A 273-nucleotide genomic window follows, 5' to 3' on the forward strand; every position below is an offset into this window, starting at 1 on the left:
GGCTTATTTAGTTGCTTAGCAATACTGCTGGCGAGTAATTCACTTTGATTAAAGCCTCGTCGACATTGTTTTAACCAATGCAGAGGCACTGGTAAAAAAGCCTCAGGCAATCCTGAGTTTTGTTGCTTGGCGTGATTCAACATTAGCCGACTTAAGGGTTTTGCTAGGTATTGTTGTTTGCCGTATTTGTAGGCTTTGATGACTGGTTCAAGTGGCCATTGGTAATCATTTAAACAAATGACTCGGTCGAAGTGGGGCGGCTCTGTTTGGCAT

General features: G+C 43.2%; 1 protein-coding gene. It reads right to left on the bottom strand.

Annotated features, from left to right (window positions below; genetic code table 11):
- A partial coding sequence (locus tag Q4528_RS13900) for a ComF family protein (protein WP_368506716.1) occupies window positions 1-273 on the bottom strand: 273 nt, incomplete at both ends.

This window comes from Staphylococcus pasteuri, assembly GCF_030547725.1.
GTDB lineage: Bacteria > Bacillota > Bacilli > Staphylococcales > Staphylococcaceae > Staphylococcus > Staphylococcus pasteuri.